General features: G+C 50.5%; 1 rRNA gene. It reads left to right on the plus strand.

The features are described 5' to 3' along the window. Window positions 1–214: ribosomal RNA gene (locus KGF48_RS20195) — 16S ribosomal RNA — on the plus strand; the annotation flags it as partial.

Below are 214 nucleotides of genomic sequence, written 5' to 3' on the forward strand. Positions count from 1 at the left end.
CACGCTGTAAACGATGAGTACTAGGTGTCGGGGGTTACCCCCCTCGGTGCCGCAGCTAACGCATTAAGTACTCCGCCTGGGAAGTACGCTCGCAATAGTGTAACTCAAAGGAATTGACGGGGACCCGAACAAGTAGCGTAGCATGTGATTTAAATCGAAGCAACGCGAAGAACCTTACCTAAGCTTGACATCCCAATGACATCTCCTTAATCGG

Source organism: Clostridioides sp. ZZV15-6388 (assembly GCF_020657755.1).
In the GTDB taxonomy this organism is placed as follows: domain Bacteria; phylum Bacillota; class Clostridia; order Peptostreptococcales; family Peptostreptococcaceae; genus Clostridioides.